An 18089-nucleotide genomic window follows, 5' to 3' on the forward strand; every position below is an offset into this window, starting at 1 on the left:
TGGACATATCCACAGGAATCCGTACACCTGCAAGGAGAAGAATATGAGTAACATGAAAGTTGTTGATGTCATCATTCGCAAAACGGCGGAGAAAACGAAATTAACCGGCGAAGGAAATCTGTCGGTCTCTATTTCATCGCCGAGCGTGATTGAAATCCAGGGCTCTGCTCAGGATGTGGCGCGTTATGTCCGCCAGGGTAAAGATCTCCTCATTTATATGAAAGATGGCAGCGTTATTCGCTGCAATAACTATTTTGTCGAAGATCCAGAAACGCATAATCAGTCAGAGCTGGTGTTCAACGACCGTCAGGAACTGACGCATATTTCTTTTGCTGATGCCGGGGAAGCGTCAGGCGCTGCGGTGACCGAGTTAACCGCGCAGGCCACACCGATTAGCAGCATTCAACCTTTCCTCGAGCAGGAAAGTGTTTTAAGCGACGCGCCGTGGGGCTGGATTGCGGGGGCTGCGTTAGGCGGCGGTGCCATCGGGGCACTGCTGGCAAACGGCGGTGACGGCGAAACTAAAACAAAAGTCATTGATAATACGAAAGAAGTTGAAAGCGCCACGCCGACCTTCTTGCTGTCGGATAAAGCGGGTGACAAGCAGGGCGTGCTGAGCGCAAACGAGATCACGGACGACAGCAACCCAACCTTTAGCGGCACCGGTCAGCCGGGCGCGACCATCCAGATCAAAGACAGCAGCGGCAGCACCATTGCCAGCGCCATGGTCGGTAAAGACGGCACCTGGACGGTAATATTACCGACCCAGACGGACGGGGAACACACCTGGTCCGTCGTGCAGATCGACGGCAGTAAAACCACCTCTGCGGGCAGTATCACCGTGACGGTCTCTACCGCCGACGCCGCCATTACGCTGGCCACCACGGCGGGCGATAACGTGCTGAACGCCAGCGAGCAATCCGCGGGCTTTACGCTTTCCGGTGCCAGCAAAAACCTGGCGCAGGGTACCGCACTCACCGTGACGCTGAACGGCAAAACCTACGCGGCTGAAGTCGGGGCAGACGGCGCGTGGAGTGTTAACGTGCCTGCGGCGGACGCGCAGGCGCTGGGCGACGGTACCTGGACGGTCAACGTGAGCGGTAAAGACGCGGCGGGTAACACCGTTAGCGGAAGCCAGACGATTGGGGTGGATACCACCGCGCCAACCCTATCTGTCGATACCCTCGCGCAGGACAACATCATTAATGCGGCTGAGCACGGCCAGCCGCTGACCCTGACCGGTAAAACGAATGCGGAAGCCGGTCAGATCGTCACGGTCACGCTGAACGGTAAAAACTATAACGCCACGGTGGGCAGCGACGGCACCTGGTCCGTCACGCTTGATGTGAACGACGTGCAGGCGCTGAGTGAGGGTAATCACACCCTGACGGTTAACGTTAGCGACAAAGCGGGCAACGGCTCGTCCGTGACGGCAGATTTCACGGTGGATACCGCCGCGCCGATCGTCACCATCCATACCGTGGCGGGCGACGATATCCTCAATATCAGCGAGCAAGGCCAGGCGCACATTATTTCCGGCCTGGCGAGCGGTGCCGCCGCGGGCGATGTGGTCACCGTGACCCTTGGCGGCCAGACCTTCACCGGCGTGGTGCTGGCGGACGGCAGCTGGAGCGTGGGCGTTCCGGCGTCCGTGCTGGGCGCGCTGGGTGAAGGCAACCACACGCTTTCGGTTTCCGTCACTGACGCGGCAGGCAACACCGGCAGCGCCACGCACGGCATTACGCTGAGCGGACACCCGCCGGAATTTACGATTGACGCCATCAGCCAGGATAACGTCCTTAATGCCCAGGAGGCGATGCAGCCGCTGAGCCTGACCGGCACCAGCAACCTGCCGGACGGCTCCACCGTCACCGTGACGCTGAACAACGTCAGCTATCAGGCCACCGTCGAAAACGGTATCTGGGCGGTCCAGGTGCCGGTTTCCGACGTCCTGAATCTGGCGAACACGCTTTATACCGTCAGCGTCAGCGGGACCGACAGCGTGGGTAACAGCGGTTCTGCCGAGGCGAATCTGCTGGTGGATACCGTTCTTCCGCAGGTCATTATCAATACGTTTGCGGGCGACAACCTGGTCAATAACGCCGAAGCGGGCGTCGATCAAACCCTCAGCGGTCGCGTTACCGGCGCGGCGGCGGGCGATACCGTCACCATCACCGCAGGCGGCAAGAGCTACACCGCAACGGTTGGCAGCGACCTGACCTGGAGCGTGAAAATCCCGTCAGCGGATCTTCAGGCGTTCGGCGACGGGGATTTAACCTTCAGCGCCTCCGTCACCAACGGGCACGGCAATACCGGCACCGGCGAGCGTGATATCAACATCAACGCGGAGCTGCCGGGTCTGCGCGTGAACACCATTTCCGGCGATGACGTGATCAACGCCATCGAACAGCAGCAGGATCTGAGCGTCACCGGCTCCAGCAGTCATCTGGCCGCGGGCACGCAGATTATCGTCACCATCAACAGCGTGGAGTACGTTACCGCGGTTAACGCCAGCGGCAGCTGGCAGATCGGCGTTCCGGCGGCGGACCTGCAGGCCTGGACGGCGGGAGGCATGACGGTTAGCGTTAGCGCGGTAGATGCCTGGGGCAATCCCGTTGCGGCTGAACACCCGATTGAACTCGATCTGAACGCCGTGGCGGTCACCATTGATACCGTCTCCGGCGATGACCTGCTGAATGCGGCAGAAAAAGGCGGTGATTTAACCCTTTCCGGCCAGACGCAGGGCGTGGAGACGGGGCAGACCGTGGTGGTGAAATTCGCCGACCAGACCTTCACCGCGCAGGTGCAGCAGGATGGCTCCTGGAGCCTGACCGTACCCGCCAGCGCCATGGAAACCCTGATCGACGGGCGCGCGCAGGTGAGCGTCAGCGTCACTAACGTCAGCGGCAACAGCGCCGACGCCGCGCGTGTGGTCACGGTGGATACGCAGCCTCCGGCGATTACGCTCGATAACCTGACCGCCGACAACATCATCAATGCCGCTGAAGCGCAGCAGGATTTACTGTTAAGCGGCAGCAGCAGTGCGGAACCAGGCCAGACGGTCACCGTGATGCTGAACGGCAAAACGTATCAGACCACGGTCCAGACGGACGGTACCTGGCAGCTGAGCGTCCCGGCGGCAGACGTCGGTGCCCTGACGGATGGCATCGTGACCGTGACCGCAACCGTGAGCGACGTGGCGGGCAACGCCAGCAGCGCCGATCGCGTGGGGCTGGTGGACGCAACCGTACCGCAGGTGACCATCAACGACTTTGTCACCAACACCAACACCGTTAACCAGCTCGCCCATTCACAGGCGCAGATCCTGAGCGGCTCCGTCACCGGTGCGGCGGCGGGCGACCTGGTCACCATCACCATTAACAGCGTTGATTACACCACCGTGGTGGATGCGGCGGGGAACTGGAGCCTTGGCCTGCCGGCGTCCGTCGTGCAGGGGCTGACTGACGGCACCTGGACCATCGACGTCTCCGTGACCGACCGATCCGGCAACACCGGAAGCAGTTCGCTGGATGTGGTGGTGAATACCGTGACGCCTGTCATCGGTATCAACACGCTGGCGGCGGACGACGTGATCAACGCGACCGAGAAGGGCGAAGATCTGCTGCTCTCCGGCACCAGCAACCAGCCGGAAGGCACGACCATTACGGTGACCCTGAACGGGATTCAGTACACCGCCACCGCTGACGCCAGCGGAAACTGGAGCGTGACCGTACCGGCCTCGGCCGTAAGCGCGCTGGGAGAAGCCCATTACACCGTGACGGCGAGCGTCACGGATAGCGCAGGCAATAGCGCCTCAACCTCGCATGATGTGCTGGTGGACAGCTCGCTGCCGGTGGTAACGATCGACACCCTGGCGGGCGACAATATCGTTAACGCAGCGGAAGTGGCGGCAGGGCAAACCCTGACCGGTAAAGTGACGAACGCGGCTTCAGGTGACACTGTCACTATTATCCTTGGCGGCCAGACGTACACGGCTACCGTGCAGGACGATCTGACCTGGAGCCTGCCGTTAAGCGAGAGCCAGTTAACCGCGCTCGGTAACGGCGACCTCACCGTATCCGCCAGCGTGACCAACGCGCACGGCAATACCGGCTCTTCTTCTCACGACTTCACCATCGACGCCCAGCTCCCGGGACTGCGTATTGATACCGTGGCGGGTGACGACGTGATCAACGTGATTGAACACGCTCAGAACCTGATTGCATCCGGTACCAGCACCGATCTGGTGGCGGGCAGCACCGTGACCGTGACCATCAACGGCAAAGATTATTCCGCAACGGTACTGGCGGACGGCACCTGGCAGGCGGCGGTACCGGCGGCCGATGTCTCCCAGTGGGCGGACGGTTCGCTGGATATCAAGGCAAGCGCGCAGGATGCTTACGGCAACCCGGTGACTATCGGCACCGTCGTGGACGTCGATCTCGCGCCTGTCGCCATCACCATCAGCAGCGTGACCGACGATAACGTGCTCAACGCGGCGGAAAAAGGCCAGGACCTGCTGCTTTCCGGCACGACTTCCAACGTGGAAGCGGGTCAGACCGTAACCATCACCTTTGCGGGTAAAACCTATACCACGACGGTGGATGCTAACGGCGACTGGACCTGGACCGTTCCGGCAGCCGATTTGAGCGGTCTGAAAGACGGTGACGCCAGCGTGCAGGTAACCGTCACCAGCGTGAACGGCAACGCGGCGTCTTCGGCGCAGGAATTCAGCGTCGATACCACCGCGCCGACGGTGACCATCAACACCATCAGCCATGACAATATGCTGAACGCGGCAGAGGCGGCGCAGGATCTGACCCTGAGCGGCACCTCTACTGCCGAAGCAGGCCAGACGGTCACCGTGACCTTCAACGGCAATCAGTACACCGCGCAGGTGCAGGCGGACGGCAGCTGGACGCTCGACGTTCCGGCGGCGGATATGGCAGGCATCGCCGACGGCAGCGCGGCGGTGACGGCGACCGTGTCCGACAAAGCAGGCAACCCCGCCAGCGCGGGCTCCGCGGTGCTGGTCGACACCACCGTACCGCAGATTTCGTTCAACATCGTCGCGGGCGACGACGTAGTGAATATTGCCGAGCACGGCCAGGCGCTGATTGTCTCCGGTAAGGTCACGGGCGCGCAGGCGGGTGACGTGATTACCGTGACCCTGAACGGCAAAGACTACACCGCCATGCTGGACGCGTCAGGCAGCTGGAGCGTGGGCGTTCCGGCTGCGGACGTGGGAGCGCTGGTTAACGGCGAACAGACCATCTCCGCGACACTCACCGATAAAGCCGGTAACAGCACCACCGCGACGCACGAGTTTGACGTCTCCCTGACCGCGCCGGTGGTTGCCATCAATACCCTGGCGGCTGACGACGTGATCAACGCGACCGAGAAAGGCCAGGATCTGCTGGTGTCCGGCACCAGCAACCAGCCGGACGGAACCACCATTACGGTGACCCTGAACGGTATCAGCTATACGGCCACCACCGACGCCAGCGGGAACTGGAGCATCACCGTTCCGGCGGCAAATGTCTCCGCGCTGGGCGAAGCAAGCTACGTCGTGACGGCGAGCGTAACCGACGCGGCGGGCAACAGCGCAAGCACCGGCCACAGCGTGCTGGTTGACAGCGCGCTGCCGCAGGTCACCATCAACCCTGTCGCCACGGACGATGTCATTAACGCAGCGGAAGTGGCTGCCGGGCAGACCCTGAGCGGCAAAGTGAGCGGCGCGGCGAGCGGTGACACTGTCACGATTTCAATTGGCGGCAATACGTACACCGCGATGGTTCAGGACGATCTGAGCTGGTCGGTCAACGTGCCGTCCACGGTCTTAACCGCCATCGGGAACGGCGATCTGACCGTGTCAGCCAGCGTCACCAACGGCCACGGCAACACCGGAACCGGCGAGCGCGAAATCGTTATAGACGCTAACCTGCCGGGCCTGCGCGTCGATACCGTGGCGGGCGACGATGTCATCAACAGCATTGAGCACGCGCAGAACCTGATTATCACCGGCTTCAGCGAGGGCCTGGCAACGGGCGCGGCGTTAACGGTGACCGTCAACGGCAAAACCTACGCCGCAACCGTGCTTGCAGACGGCACCTGGACGGCGGCCATTCCGGCAGCTGACGTCAGCGCGCTGAATGCGGGCACGATTGCCGTGACCGTGGAAGGCCAGAGCGCGGCGGGCAATCCGGTTTCCATCAGCCACGACGTGAAGGTGGATCTGGCGGCAGTCGCCATCAGCATTAACCCGATTGCCTCGGACGACGTAATCAACGCGGCTGAGAAAGGCGCGGACCTGGTGCTGTCCGGCTCGACCTCCAACGTGGAAGAAAACCAGACCGTCACCATTACCTTCGGCGGCAAGTCGTACACCGCGACGGTCGATGCCGACGGCAACTGGACGGCGACCGTACCGTCCGCCGATTTGGGCAGCCTGAAAGACGGCGATGCCAGCGTGCAGGTGAGCGTTACCAACGTGAACGGCAACAGCGCGTCCGCGGGCCGCGAGTACAGCGTGGACGCGACCGCGCCGACGGTATCTATTGAGATCGTCAGCGACAACAACATCATCAACGCCGCCGAAGCGCAGCAGGATCTGGTCGTTAACGGCGTGACCAACGCCGAAGCGGGCCAGACCGTCACCGTGACGCTGAACGGCGTGGACTACACCACCACCGTGCAGGCAAACGGCAGCTGGAGCGTGACCGTGCCGTCCGCGGATCTGAGCGGTATTACCGACGGCAACTACACCATCAGCGCCGCCGTGTCTGATAAGGCGGGCAACCCGGCCTCAGCGGATCGCGACGTGCTGGTCGATACCACCGTCCCGCAGCTGACCATCCACACCGTTTCCGACGACGACGTGATCAACAGCGCCGAGCATGCGCAGGCACTGATTGTCACGGGTTCTGTGACCGGTGCGGCGGCGGGTGATGTGGTCACCGTCACCCTCAACGGCAAATCGTACACCGCCACCCTGGATGCCTCAGGCAACTGGAGCGTGGGCGTGCCTGCGGCGGACGTTACCGCCCTGGCCGCAGGGGATTACACCATCACCGCGGCGCTGACCGATAAAGCGGGCAACAGCAACAGCGCCACGCACGGCGTGGAGGTGAACCTGACCGCGCCGGTGCTGACCATTGACACCGTTTCCGGTGACGATGCGATCAACAACGCCGAGAAAACCCAGGATCTGACGATCTCCGGTACGGCTTCCGGCCTGGCGGCAGGCGCGGTGGTGACCGTGATGCTGAACGGTAAAGCGTACAGCGCGACGGTAGATGACAGCGGGCTGTGGACCACCACCGTTCCGGCGAACGAGGTCGGGCAGCTGGGCGAGGCGCTTTATACCGTCACCGCCTCAGCAACGGACAGCGTCGGCAATAATACCAGCGCGTCGCACACCGTGAACGTGGAATCCGTTCTGCCGGGCGTGATCGTCAACACCATTGCGGGCGACGACGTGATTAACGCGGCGGAGCTGGCAGCCGGCCAGACCATCAGCGGTAAGGTGGTGAATGCCGAAGCGGGCAACACCGTGACCGTGACCATTGGCGGTAACAGCTACACCGCCACGGTGCAGAGCGATCTCACCTGGTCCGTTAACGTGCCGGAATCCGTGCTGACCGCGCTGGGCAACGGTGATTTGACGGTGTCGGCCAGCGTCACGAACGGCGTGGGCAATAGCGGAACGGGCGAGCGCGAAATCGTGATAGATGCTAACCTGCCGGGCCTGCGCGTGGATACCGTGGCGGGTGACGACGTGATCAACAGCATCGAACACGGGCAGAATCTGATTATCACCGGCTCCAGCGACGGGCTGGCGGCTGGCGCGGTGCTGACCGTGACCGTAAACGGCAAAACCTATCCGGCAACCGTGCTGGCGGACGGCACCTGGAGCGCGGCCATCTCGGCTGCGGACGTGGGTGCGCTGGCCGCAGGCACGGTTACCGTGACCGTATCGGGCCAGAGCAGCGCCGGTAACCCGGTCTCCATCAGCCACGATGTGACGGTGGATCTGGCGAGCGTTGCCATTAGCATTGATGCCATCGCCACCGATGACGTGATTAACGCGGCCGAGAAGGGCGCGGATCTGGTGCTCTCCGGCACCACCTCGAACGTGGAAGCAAACCAGACCGTTACCATTACCTTTGGCGGCAAGAACTACACCGCCACGGTGGACGCCGACGGCAAATGGACAGCTACCGTGCCGTCTGCGGATCTGGCGGGGCTGAAAGACGGCGACGCCAGCGTGCAGGTGAGCGTCACCAACGTCAACGGCAACAGCGCCTCGGCGGGCCGCGAGTACAGCGTGGATGCGACCGCGCCGTCCGTGACCATTAATACCCTGGCGACCGACGATATTCTGAACGCCGCTGAAGCGCAGTCGGATCTGACCGTATCCGGCACCACCACCGCCGAAGCGGGCCAGACCGTGACCGTATCGCTGAACGGCAAAGACTACACCACAACCGTCAGCGCAGACGGCAGCTGGACGCTGAACGTCCCGGCGGCCGATCTGGCTGGATTAACCGACGGCAGCGTCACCGTTACCGCATCGGTCAGCGATAAAGCGGGTAACCCGGCGTCCGTGGATCACAACCTGACGGTAGATATCACCGCGCCTGCGGTGACCATCAATACCGTTGCGGGCGACGATGTCATTAACATCGCAGAACACGGCCAGGCGCAGATCATCAGCGGCACCGCCACCGGCGCGGCAGCGGGCGATAAGGTCACCGTCACCATTGGCGGCCAGACCTACACCACCGTGCTGGACGCGGCGGGGAACTGGAGCGTGGGCGTGCCGGCGAATGTGATTTCCGGCCTCAGCGACGGCACCTTGACTGTGACTGCATCAGTCACCGACGCGGCGGGCAACACCGGTACCGGCACGCATAACGTGACCGTCGATACCGGTCTGCCTTCGGTCAGCTTCAGCGCCATCAGCGGCGACAACGTGCTGAACGCGGTGGAGAAAGGTCAGGACCTGAGCGTCAGCGGCACCAGCGCCAACCTGGCGAAAGGCACCGTGGTGACCGTGACCCTGAATGGCAAAAACTACACGGCGACGACCGCGGCAGACGGCACCTGGAGCCTGACGGTTCCGGCAGCGGATCTGGCCGGTCTCGGCCAGGCCAACTATACCCTGAACGCGACCGCCACCAACGGCGTGGGCAACAGCGTGAGCAACACCGCGAACCTGCTGGTGGACACCGCGCTGCCGACCGTCACCATCAATACCGTGGCGGGCGATAACGTCATCAACGCGGCGGAAGTGGCGGCAGGCCAGACCCTGAGCGGTACCGTGGCGAATGTCGAAGCGGGCAATATCGTCACCGTCACCATTGGCGGCAACAGCTACACCGCAACGGTACAGAACGATCTGACCTGGTCCGTGAACGTGCCGTCCGACGTGCTGACCGCGCTGGGCAACGGCAGCCTGAGCGTAACGGCGACCGTCACCAACGGCCACGGCAACACCGGCACCGACGAGCGCGAAATCGCTATCGACGCTAACCTGCCGGGCCTGCGCGTCGACACCGTCGCGGGTGATGACGTGATCAACACCATCGAACACGCGCAGAACCTGATCGTCACCGGCTCCAGCGACGGGCTGGCGGCAGGCACGGCGCTGACCGTCACCGTCAACGGTAAAGACTATGCGGCGACCGTACTGGCGGACGGCACCTGGAGCGCGGCGATCCCGTCCTCCGACGTGAGCACGTGGCCGGAAGGCACCGTCAAAATCAGCGTGACCGGCGACAGCTCAGCGGGCAATCCGATCACCATCACTCACGACGTGACGGTAGATCTGGCGACCGTTGCCATCAGCATCAACGCCATCGCCACCGACGACGTGATTAACGCGGCGGAGAAGGGCGCGGATCTGGTGCTGTCCGGTGCGACCACCAACGTGGAAGCCGGGCAGACCGTGACCATCAGCCTGAATGGCAAAATCTATAGCGCGACAGTAGACGACAGCGGTAACTGGACCTACACCGTACCCTCTGCGGATCTGGCACACCTTAAGGACGGTGATGCCAGCGTGCAGGTGAGCGTCACCAACGTGAACGGCAACAGCGCTTCGGCAGGCCGCGAGTACAGCGTGGATGCAACCGCGCCGTCCGTGACCATTCATACCCTGGCGGCTGACGATATTCTGAATGCCGCAGAAGCGCAGTCCGATTTGACCGTATCCGGCACCACCACCGCCGAAGCAGGCCAGACCGTGACCGTGACGCTGAACGGCAAAGACTACACCACAACCGCAGACGCGGACGGCAGCTGGACGCTGAGCGTTCCGGCGGCGGATCTGGCATCGCTCGGCGACGGCAGCGTCACCGTGACGGCGAGCGTCAGCGACAAGGCGGGCAACCCGGCGTCGGCGGATCGCAATCTGACGGTGGACGTGACCGTTCCTGCGGTGACCATCAACACCGTGGCGGGCGACGATGTGATTAACATCGCTGAGCACGGCCAGGCGCACATCATCAGCGGCACCGCCACCGGCGCGGCAGCGGGCGATAAGGTCACCGTCACGATTGGCGGCCAGACCTACACCACCGTGCTGGACGCGGCGGGTAACTGGAGCGTGGGCGTCCCGGCGAGCGTCATTTCCGGCCTCAGCGACGGCACCGTGACCGTGACTGCGTCAGTCACCGACGCGGCGGGCAACACCGGCACCGGCAGCCATAACGTGACCGTCGATACCGGCCTGCCATCGGTGGCGTTCAACTCAATCAGCGGCGATAACGTGCTGAACGCGGTGGAGAAAGGTCAGGATCTGAGCGTCAGCGGCACCAGCGCCAACCTCGCGGAAGGCACCGTGGTGACCGTGACGCTCAACGGCAAAAACTACACTGCAACGACGGCGGCAGACGGCACCTGGAGCCTGACGGTTCCGTCAGCGGATCTGGCGGGGCTGGGCGAAGCGAATTACACCCTGAGCGCGACCGCCACCAACGGCGTGGGCAACAGAGTCAGCAATACGGCGACCCTGCTGGTCGACACCGCGCTGCCGACCGTCACCATCAATACCGTGGCGGGCGATAACGTCATCAACGCGGCAGAAGTGGCCGCGGGTCAGACCATCAGCGGTAAAGTAGCGAACGCGGAAGCGGGCAACACGGTAACCGTGACTATCGGCGGCAACAGCTACACCGCAACGGTGCAGAGCGATCTCACCTGGTCCGTGAACGTGCCGGAATCCGTCCTGACGGCGCTGGGCAACGGTGACCTGACGGTGTCAGCATCCGTCACCAACGGCCACGGCAATACCGGCGCGGGCGAGCGCGAAATCGTTATCGACGCCAGCCTGCCGGGTCTGCGCATTGATACCGTGGCGGGCGACGATGTGATCAACAGCATCGAGCACGGGCAGAATCTGATCGTTACCGGCTCCAGCGACGGGCTGGCGGCAGGCACCACGCTCACCGTGACCGTCAACGGCAAAACCTATGCGGCCTCCGTGCTGGCAGACGGCACATGGAGCGCGGCGATCCCGGCGGCGGACGTTAGCGCGCTGAATGCGGGCACGGTCACCGTGACCGTTGCAGGCCAGAGCGCGGCGGGCAACCCGGTGACCATCAGTCATGACGTGACCGTCGATCTGTCAGCGGTGGCTATCAGCATCGATGCGATTGCCACCGACGACGTGATTAACGCGGCGGAGAAAGGCGCTGATCTGGTGCTGTCCGGCAGCACCTCGAACGTGGAGGAAAACCAGACCGTTACCATCACCTTCGGCGGCAAGACGTACACCGCGAAAGTCGATGCCGACGGTAACTGGACGGCCACCGTGCCTTCCGCCGATCTCGCGGGCCTGAAGGACGGTGATGCCAGCGTGCAGGTGAGCGTCACCAGCGCGCACGGCAACAGCGCCTCGGCGGGCCGCGAGTACAGCGTGGACGCCACCGCGCCAGCCGTGACCATCGATACGGTCGCAGGCGATAACGTGATTAACGCCAGCGAAGCGGCTGCGGGCGTGGCCATTTCCGGCACCACCACGGCGGAAGTCGGTCAGACGATCACCGTGACGCTGGGCGGTAAGAGCTATACCGCGCAGGTGCAGCAGGGCGGCATCTGGAGCGTGAACGTGCCTGGCTCCGACCTGTCCGCACTGGCGGATAACGGCTACACCGTGCAGGTCAGCGTGAGCGACGCCGCGGGTAACCCGGGCAGCGCGGGCAAAGCGATTACGCTTGATACCACGCCGCCGACCGTCAGCTTTAACGCCGTCGCGGGCGATAACGTCATCAACAGCGTGGAGCACGGGCAGGCGCAGATCGTCAGCGGCACGGCAACCGGCGCGAGCGTCGGCGATAAGCTGGTCATCACCATCGGTTCGCACCAGTACACCACCACCGTTGACGCCAGCGGTAACTGGAGCGTGGGCGTGCCGGCCAGCGTGATTTCCGCGCTGACCGACGGCACCGTGACCCTCAGCGCGACGATTACCGACAGCGCGGGCAACAGCAGCACCCAGACCCACGACGTGGTAGTGAACACAGCCTCCGTGGCGCTGACCATCAATACCCTCAGCGGCGATGACGTCATCAACGCGGCTGAAGCCGGTTCGCCACTGGTGATTAACGGCTCCAGCGCCCAGTTCGCCAGCGGGACGCAGGTCACCGTGACGCTGAACGGCAAGAGCTATACGGCCACCATCCAGAGCGACGGTAGCTGGACGACCACCGTACCTGCCGCCGACGTGGGCGCCCTGGCCGATGGCGCGAGCTACCAGGTGTCCGTCTCGGCGCAGGACAGCGCGGGCAATAGCGCGTCGGCGACCCACGGCATCAGCGTGGATACCACTGCGCCGGTCGTGAGCATTGCGACGCTGTCGGGTGACGACATGCTGAACGCGCTTGAAGCGCAGCAGCCGCTGACCGTGCACGGCTCTTCAAGCGCGGAAGCGGGCCAGACCGTCACCGTGACGCTGGGCGGCAAAACCTACACTGCCACCGTCGCGAACGACGGGACGTGGACGCTGGATGTTCCGGCAGCCGATCTGGCCGCGCTGAGCCAGGGCGCGCTGACGGTGACCGCCTCGGTCAACGATAACGCGGGTAATAACGGCCAGACCACGCACACCTTAACGGTCGATACCGTCGCGCCAACCGTGACCATCAGCACCGTGGCCGATGACGATATCGTCAACAACGCGGAGCAGCTGGCGGGCCAGACCATCAGCGGCACCACCACGGCGGAACAGGGCCAGACGGTGACCGTCTCCTTCAACGGGCACAGCTATCAGGCGACCGTCGGGGAGGACGGTTCGTGGTCGGTCTTCGTGCCGGGCCGTGATTTCCTCGGCCTGAGCGACGGGGATTACACCATCACCGCTTCGGTAAGCGACAGGGCGGGCAACCCGGGCAGCGTGACGCACGACGTGACGCTGAACGGCGATGTCCCAACCATCACCATCAACACCTTTGCGCAGGACGATATCGTCAACGCCGCCGAGCACGGCACGCCGCTGGTCGTCAGCGGCACCACCGACGCCCCGGCGGGCCAGACGGTGACCATTACGCTGAACGGTAAAACCTACACGGCGACCGTTCAGAATGACGGCAGCTGGAGCTATACGGTGGGCAGCGCAGAGGTGGCCGCGCTGGCGGACGGCGGTTCGTACGTCATTAACGCGCAGGTCAGCAACACCATCGGCAACAGCGGCAGCGATAACCACAGCGTCACCGTGGATCTCACCGCGCCGTCGATGGGCATCAGCATTGATTCGCTGCAAAACGACACCGGCCTGAGCGCGAGTGATTTCATCACCAACGATAGCCAGGTCGTGGTCAACGGCTCGCTGACCGCGCAGCTCGGCAATAACGAGAAGGCGCAGATCAGCCTTGACGGCGGCACCACCTGGATTGACCTGACCGTGACCGGCACCACCTGGCGCTACACCGATGGCCGCACCCTGACGGACGGTTCGTATCAGTACCAGGTGCGCGTGATCGACAACGCGGGCAACGTGGGGGCGACGGACAGCCAGGACGTGGTTATCGATCAGACGAAGCCTGCGGCTACGACGATTACGGTGGATTCCATCACCCAGGATACGGGCCTGTCCGGCAGCGACTTTATCACCAGCGACAGCCAGATCAGCCTGAAAGGGACGCTCGGCGCGGCGCTGGGCAGCGGCGACCACGCGCAGATCAGCCTCGACGGCGGCGTTACCTGGACAGACGTCAGCGTCAGCGGCCTGAGCTGGACCTATGTCGATGGCCGCACGCTGGCCGACGGGGATTACAACTACCAGCTGCGCGTGATTGACGACGCGGGCAATATCAGCGCCACCGCCAGCCAGGTGGTGACCATTGATACGGTTGCGCCGGACGCCAGCAAAACCATCGCCATCGACAGCATCAGCGACGATACCGGCCTGAGCAGCAGCGACTTTATCACCAACGATACGTCCCTGACGCTGCACGGCTCGCTCGGCGCGACGCTGGCCGACGGCGAATATGCCCAGATCAGCATCGACGGCGGCGTCACCTGGCAGAACGTGATTGTCACTGGCAACAGCTGGTACTACGTCGATAGCCGCACGCTGGGTAACCAGACCTATGACTACTACGTTCGCGTGGTGGATGCGGCGGGCAACGTGGGGGCCAGCGCCCATCAGCAGGTGACCGTCGATACGGTCGCCCCGGATGCGGCGATTACGGTAACCGTGGATAACATTACCGTGGATACCGGCTTCGACAATAACGACTTCCTGACCAGTTCGACCTCGTACACGCTGCACGGAACGCTCGGCGCAGAGCTGGGCGCGGGTGAATTCGTGCAGGTGAGCATGGACGGCGGCAGCACCTGGGTGTACGCCACCGTCAGCGGTACGCAGTGGAGCTACAGCGACACGCGTACCCTGACCGACGGCAGCCATAACTACCAGGTGCGGGTCGTCGACCAGGCGGGGAATGTAGGGGCAACCACCTCGCAGGCGGTGACGGTGGATACGCAGGCGCCGCAGTACGGCGTCACCATCGACAGCATCAGCGAAGATACCGGCCAGTCCGGGAGTGATTTCATCACCATGGACACCACGCTGACCATCAACGGTTCGCTGGGCAGCGCGCTGGCAAACGACGAGCGCGTACAGATCAGCCTGGACGGCGGGAACACCTGGTCAGACGCCACGGTCACCAACCAGCGCTGGAGCTACACCGATACCCGCGATCTGGCTGACGGGGACTACACCTACCAGGTGCGGATTATCGACCAGGCGGGCAACGTTGGCTCTACCGCCTCTCAGGTGGTGACGGTAGACACCACGCCGCCAACCACGGTGGGAACCGTAGTGAGCTATACCGACGGCGAAGGCGAGCGTCAGGGGACCTTTGGCAGCGCGGTGGCAACGGACGATAACTCGCCGCTGATCAACGGTACGCTTAACCGCGCCCCGGACGACGGTGAAATTGTGCAGCTCTACCGTGACGGGGTCCTGCTCGGCCAGGTGACCATGAACGGCAGCGCAAGCTGGTCCTTCCAGGACAACGGCCTCAGCGACGGCAACCACACCTACATTGTGCGCGTCACCGACAGGGCAGGTAACTACACGGAATCCGACGGTTTTGTGCTGAACGTTGATACCAGCATCCCGACCACCACGGCGGCGATTACCGCGCAGACCACGTCGGACACCACGCCGATTGTCAGCGGTACCGTCTCCGCTGACCTGGTGAACGGTGAATACCTGGTGGTAACGGTGAACGGAAAAACCTACACCTCCCAGACCGGCGGCGCAGTGGTGGTCGATCCGGATCATAACACCTGGTATCTGCAGATCCCGGACGGCGATGCGCTGAGCGTGTCGAGCTACAGCGTGACGGCGCAGGTGAAGAGCAGCGCAGGTAATGGCAATACCACCGGTACGGCGACCGGCAGCCTGGTGATTGATACCACCTCGGTGAATACCGACTGGGCAACCACGGCGGGGAACAGCAACAACTCCACCATGACCCTCGGCATGAACAGCAGCGGTCTGTGGAATATCATTGCTAACGGCCAGTCATACTCCAGCAGCGATAGCTCGACCTATGCCGGAAATGCGCTGACCAATACCCGCGGCTATTACGTGGTGAGCCAGACCGCCGCCGACTTTGACCGTAACGGCACGCAGGATATCTTCGCGACGGAAAATACCTACGCCGGGTCAACGCAGGTGATGTGGACCTACGATGGCAGCACCTATAACGCCAGCCAGCTGGCGATGGGCACCACTATCTGGTACGGCGGCGTGATTGCGTACGACAAAACCGGCGATGGCTATCTGGATCTGGCGTACGGTGATGCCGGCATGGACTCACTGACCTACCTGGTGAACAACAACGGCGTTCTGTCGCCGGACGGCACCGGTGGCGAAGGCGGTTTCTACGGCCAGTTCGATTCCGGGCGTGAAATCTCCGGCGTCGACCTGAACAACGACGGCACGGTGGATATCGTTCAGCACACCAACCGCAGCGGCGCGTACTCGTTAACCGTGATCAACAACAACGGCAACGGCACGCTCTCTATCGGTCAGAACCTGACCAACGTGTTTGTGGCAAACGCCTCGAATACCACCACGGCGGCGTCCATGACGTGGGCGGACTTCAACGGCGATGGCTACATGGATCTGTACCTGGGCAGCAGCTACAACAACAACGGCGGGGTGATCTACTACAACGACGGTACCGGGAAGCTCTCTGCCACCAAGAGCGCGGTGGAAGCCTCTAACGCCACGGCGGGGTATCTGTCGGTGGCGGTGGACTGGAACGGTGACGGGCAGATGGACATCATCAAGCTCAGCACCTACGGCGGCTCGCAGACGGCAACGCTGTTCACCAACAACGGTTACGGTTCCACCTGGACCTCCAGCCAGCTGGCGTCCGGTATTGCCTACGCGACCGGCGTGGCGGCGGTGGACTACAACTGGGACGGCGCGCAGGATCTGCTGGTCTCTCAGCAGAACGGCAAGGTGATGCTGGTGCAAAACAGCAAAACCATTGCTGACGGCACCGCGATGCACCTGCACATTGTCGACAGCGAGGGCATCAACGCCTACTACGGCAACACGGTCAATCTGTACAACGCCGCGGGCGTGCTGGTGGCCTCGCAGATCATCAACGCCCAGTCCGGTATCGGGTCGAACGATACTTCTGCGCTGGTGAGCTTCTACGGGCTGGATCCGAATGAAACCTATTCGGCCGAGATCCTGAAGATCACCAACGGCGTGTCGGATAACGTCACCTGGAGCGGTCTGGAAGCGGGCAACGGCAAAGAGGGCTACGTCCTGACGGCCGAAGCCGCCACCGGCGGCCACAGCGGGACCATAACCGGGACCGGGTATAACGACACCTTTATCGCAGAGGACGGCACCTATACCTACAACGGCTCCGGCGGCTGGAATACCCATTCCGACTACGACACCTGGAGCAACACCGGCGGGATGGACGTGGTGGATTACCGGAATGCGACCTCCGGCGTGACCGTTGATTTGCGCCTTTCTACCGCGCAGGACACCGGGTTCGGAACGTCACGACTGCTCAACATTGAGGGGATCAACGGCTCGGACTTCGACGACGTCATTACCGGCAACAGCGGTGATAACCAGTTCGAAGGCCGCGGCGGGAACGACACCTTCAACATCGGCAGCGGCGGTCACGATACGTTGCTCTACAAGCTGATCAACGCCTCGGATGCAACGGGCGGTAACGGCCACGATGTGGTGAACGGCTTTACGGTCGGCACCTGGGAAGGGACCGCGGACACGGATCGCATTGATCTGCGCGATCTGCTCTCCGGCAGCGGCTATACCGGCACGGGCTCGGCGAGCTACGTGAACGGCGTCGCCACCCTGGACAGCAGCGCGGGCAATATCAGCGATTACATCCGCGTGGTGCAGAACGGCAGCAATACCGAGATCCAGGTTGACCTGGACGGTACCGGCGGTCAGTTCTCGCCAACCACGCTGGTGACCCTGAACGGCGTGCAGACGGATCTGGCGACGCTGCTGGCGAACCATCAGCTGTTAATTGCGTAAAACAACGCCGCGGGGAGCGATCCCCGCGGCCTTTTGCGTT

Annotated in this window: 2 pseudogenes; both read left to right on the plus strand. The window is 63.0% G+C overall.

The window, feature by feature from the left end:
• Nucleotides 1–43 precede the first annotated feature (43 nt).
• A pseudogene (locus tag ACWKXN_RS04930) lies at nucleotides 44–15910 on the plus strand (Ig-like domain-containing protein); the annotation flags it as partial.
• 540 nt (nucleotides 15911–16450) lie between these two features.
• Nucleotides 16451–18049 (plus strand): annotated as a pseudogene (locus ACWKXN_RS04935) (FG-GAP-like repeat-containing protein); the annotation flags it as partial.
• Between the last annotated feature and the right edge of the window lie 40 nt (nucleotides 18050–18089).

This window comes from Enterobacter sp. UPMP2060, assembly GCF_053709655.1.